Here is a 3,722-nt window from a genome sequence, read left to right as displayed (position 1 = left end):
CGCCCCTCCAGGCCCAGGCGGGTGATCCGCTCGCGCAGATCCGCCTCCCGGCGCCCCCGCCCGTAGATCCGCAACTCCCAGTCCGGGTACTCCTTCGCCAGTCGTCCGAAGGCCTCCACCAGCCGGTCGTACCGCTTGATCGGGATCAGCCGGCCGGCCGCCACGATCACCTTCGACGCCGCCGGGTCCCCCCGGTCACCGCTGTCGGGCACGGTGTTCGGCACACACACCACCCGGTGCGCGTACTCCGGCGCCAGCGCCTCCCGCCACTGCCGGGCGTCCGCCTCGGAGACGGTCGCGTAGGCGTCCAGCCGGGGCAGGGCGGCCAGGCAGCCGGCGCGCAGGGCGTCGGTGTGCGAGTCCAGGGTGCGGTGCTCCTGGCCCATCCGCAGCACCCGCTCCGGGGCGTACCGGGCCACCGCGTCCACCAGCACCGGCCGGGTCGCGATCACCACGTCCGCCCGGGTGCGCCGCAGCGCCCGGGCCAATCGGCGGTCGGTCAGCCGGCTGGGCGGCAGGGAACTGTTGGCCGGGCCGGGGTCGGTCATCAGCCGGCTGGGTCGCCGGGCGCCGATGTTCCGGTACCGCCAGCCGCGCCGCCGCGCGTCCACCAGCGGCGTCAGCTGCACCCGGGGGTGCAGCGGGACGGCGGGCTCGTCCCTCGGGCGGTAGACGCTGATGATCTCCACGTCCTCCACCTCCGGCCGGTCGGCGAGCGCGCCGGCCAGCAGGGCGGTGGCCCGGATCGTGCCGCCGATGCCGTACGCGGTGTGCAGCAGGAAGGTGATCCGCATCCCGCCTCACCCCACCCGGAAGGCGGGCTTCGCCGTGTGCGGCCGTCGCGGCCGCGGTCGCGACCACACCGTGCCCCGTTCCCCGGGGTCGTCGTGGAGGCGGCGGCGGAAGCGTTCGTCCCACCGCGACCCGTCCGGCCCGGGGTAACGGGAGAGCTTGCGCCGGCCGCGCGGCACGTCGAAGGGAAGGAGTTCGGCCGTGCCGTTCGCGATCACCTGCCGGGTGAGTCCGCCGGCGGGCTCGTACACGTCGACCACCGGGGCGACGGCCGGGTCCTCGCGCACCCGGGCCGACAGACGGGCCCGGGTGGGGCGAACGGTGGGGCCGTTGGTCGCCACCCGCGCGGTGAGCGGTTGGGCGGGGAAACCTTCGACATCGAAGGGCGGTTCCTGCACGGGGGCGGTCGGGGCCGGCGATGGGGATGTCATCCTCCCAGCGTGCCGGAATCGGCCGTTCGGGCCCGGTATCGGCACGCGGCGGACGCCCGCCGCGCCTCGGTACCGGGCCCGTCCCGCCGATCAACCGCCGTGCGCGGCGACCGGACCGAGCCCGACCCGGGCGCCCGCCCGGACCGGCGCCGGGACCGGCGCGGCACCGCGCACCCGTTCCGCGCGGCGTACGAACGGCAGCTCCGCGAAGGACTCGCCGGCGTAGAACCGGGCCGCCAACTCCACCAGCTCCGGGGCACGTTCCAGATGCAGCATGTGGTCCCCGCGGGCCACCTCGACGAACCAGCTGTCCGCGCACCCCGCCGCCACCTGCCGACACAGCGCCGGGGTGGTGAACGTGTCGTGCTCCCCGGTGGTCACCAGCACCGGCTGCGCCGGGCCCCCGCCGGCACCCAGCATCGCCCCGGCCAACAGACGACGGGTGTTCTCGGTGTACTTCAGCCCCTCCTCCGGCGAGATCCGGGCGAAGCGGTGCAGCAGGACGCGGCGCACCGCCGCCCCCGCCGCCACGTCCGCGCCCGGCGTGCTCGACATCAGCAGCTCCACGCCGGCCCGCGCGAACTCCGTCATCCGCCCGGCCGCGAACAGGTCCAGGGTGTGCTCGATCAGCCCGCGGGCGTGCTCGGGGATGGCCGGCATCGTCCCCACCAGGACCAGTCGGGCCACCCGTGCCGGGTCCAGTTCGGCCAGCCGGTACGCGGGGGCCGTCCCGTAGGAGCCGCCCAGGACGTTCACCGGCCCCGGGTCCAGCTCGGTGAGCATGTGGCGCAGGGCCTCGGTGAGGAAGTCCACCCCGAACCGCTCCGGCAGCGGGTCGCCCGCCCCCCACCCCGGCAGGTCCACGCTCACCACGTCGGCGTGGCGCAGCAGCTCCCGCTCCAGCCGGCCCCAGTCCTCCTTGCGCTGGAGCGCCCCGCCGACCAGCAGCACCGGTGCCACCCGGGGCGAGGGCGAGCGCACCACCCGGGATTCGCAGCGGTACCCCTCCCACCGGTGCACCCGGACGCTCGCCCCCTCGGCATCCGGCGCCTCCGACGGTCGTGCCGGCGAACTCCCGTTCACGGTCCACCTCCCACATCCGGTCCCCCGGAACGTGCTGCGGCATGTTGCGGCGGTCCCCGGGACAACGAGCGGATGGCGGCCCCGGTCACCCCGACACCTCCGATCGGGTGAACCGGGCGCCTGTCGTCACACGCCCTCGCGCGGTCCGGGTAAAGGGGGCCGAACGGCCCTCGGTGGGGGCCGCTTCGAAGATGTGGGGGCCCCCTCCTCGCGTCACAATGGAATCGGCGCAGCGAGGCGCCACCGCACCGTCGGCCGTTCGGGACCCCGTCGTGGACCCGCCGGCCCGGTCGGGACCACTGCCCGGGCCGGGATCCGGGGCCGGAGAGGAGACCGCCGCCATGGTCCGATACGTCACCGTCGGCATCGACGGTTCCGAGGCCGGCCGCGCCGCCGCGGCGTGGGGGGCGGAGATCGCCACCCGCCGGGGTCTTCCGCTCCGGCTGGTCTACGCCTGGGGCATCATCAGCGCCTGGGAGGCGCCGATGGACGCCCCCCAGCACCTGCGGATGACCGCGGAGGAGAAGCTCACCGAGACCGGTGACGCGATCGCCGCGGCCCACCCCGGGTTGGAGATCCGGCGCGAGTCGCCGCCGGAGAGCCCCGTGCCCGCGCTGCTGGACCGCGCCATGGATTCCGACCTGCTGGTGCTCGGCGCCCGCGGCCTGGGGACCATCGCCGGCTTCCTCCTCGGCTCGGTCAGCCACGCGGTGGTCGCCCGGGCGGAGTGCCCGGTGCTGGTGGTCCGCGCCGACTCCGCGGGGCCGGAGGGCCCCGCCGAGGTGCCGGGCACCGCGCGGCCGATCTGCGTCGGCCTCAAGCGGCCCGATCGCCCCGACGAGGAGGTGCTGGAGTTCGCCTTCGCCGAGGCCGCGCGCTCCGAACTGCCGCTGCGGGTGGTGCACACCCGGCGTTCGGGCGGTGACGGATCCCGGGCGGGGGCGGGCGAGTCGACTCCCGAGGACCCGGCGTCCCGGCTGGAGGCGGCGCTGACGCCGTGGCGGGAGAAGTACCCGCAGGTGACGGTGGAGGCCGTCGCGATCGGTGACGGGGCCGCCGAGGGGCTGCTCACGGAGGCCGCGGGGGCGCGGCTGCTGGTCCTGGGGCGCGGCGGGCACCGCCTGGGGGCGTTGGCCCCGCGGGTGGGCGCCGTCGTCCACGCCGCACTGCACCACGCACGGTGCCCGGTGGTGGTCGTCCCGCACGAGTGAGACCTCTTTGAGGCCGGCCGGACCCTCCGGCCGGCCCGTCGGACCCGACGGACGTGGTGGTCGCCGGGTTCGATGGCCGGGCCCGCCCGGCGTGGAACATCCGGAACCGGGGGCGGATCCGGACACCACGCCGAGCGGGCCCATTTTCCGTGCGAAAACGGGTTCGAGGGGGACAATGGGCGCACCGCCCGTCCCGGGCGCCGAC

General features: G+C 76.1%; 4 protein-coding genes. 1 reads left to right on the top strand and 3 read right to left on the bottom strand.

Annotated features, from left to right (window positions below; all coding sequences use genetic code 11):
* The 3 genes from FNQ90_RS15755 to FNQ90_RS15745 all read right to left on the bottom strand — a co-directional run.
* Nucleotides 1-794, bottom strand: a 794-nt coding sequence (locus tag FNQ90_RS15755) for a glycosyltransferase (RefSeq protein WP_182606966.1), incomplete at its 3' end; no start/stop codon positions are given.
* 6 nt (nt 795-800) lie between these two features.
* Complete coding sequence (locus FNQ90_RS15750; RefSeq protein WP_323379991.1) at nt 801-1,190, bottom strand: pyridoxamine 5'-phosphate oxidase family protein; 390 nt, start codon at nt 1,188-1,190, stop codon at nt 801-803.
* Nucleotides 1,191-1,313: 123 nt separating this feature from the next.
* Nucleotides 1,314-2,306 carry an alpha/beta fold hydrolase gene (locus FNQ90_RS15745; protein ID WP_182606964.1) on the bottom strand — a complete coding sequence of 331 codons (993 nt, stop codon included), beginning with the start codon at nt 2,304-2,306 and terminating at the stop codon, nt 1,314-1,316.
* A 341-nt stretch (nt 2,307-2,647) separates the two neighbouring features.
* On the opposite strand from FNQ90_RS15745, the gene FNQ90_RS15740 reads away from it, so the two are divergent.
* Nucleotides 2,648-3,517: a universal stress protein gene (locus tag FNQ90_RS15740; RefSeq protein ID WP_182606963.1), complete on the top strand. Its 870-nt coding sequence runs from the start codon at nt 2,648-2,650 to the stop codon at nt 3,515-3,517.
* Nucleotides 3,518-3,722 lie beyond the last annotated feature (205 nt).

It is taken from the genome of Streptomyces alkaliphilus, from assembly GCF_014141535.1.
Taxonomy (GTDB): domain Bacteria; phylum Actinomycetota; class Actinomycetes; order Streptomycetales; family Streptomycetaceae; genus Streptomyces; species Streptomyces alkaliphilus.
This window is presented reverse-complemented; position numbering and strand designations above follow the sequence as displayed.

Bases quoted from the DNA above. Each gene is read 5' to 3' on its own strand.
- FNQ90_RS15740 (WP_182606963.1), top strand. From the start codon at position 2,648: ATGGTCCGATACGTCACCGTCGGCATCGACGGTTCCGAGGCCGGCCGC.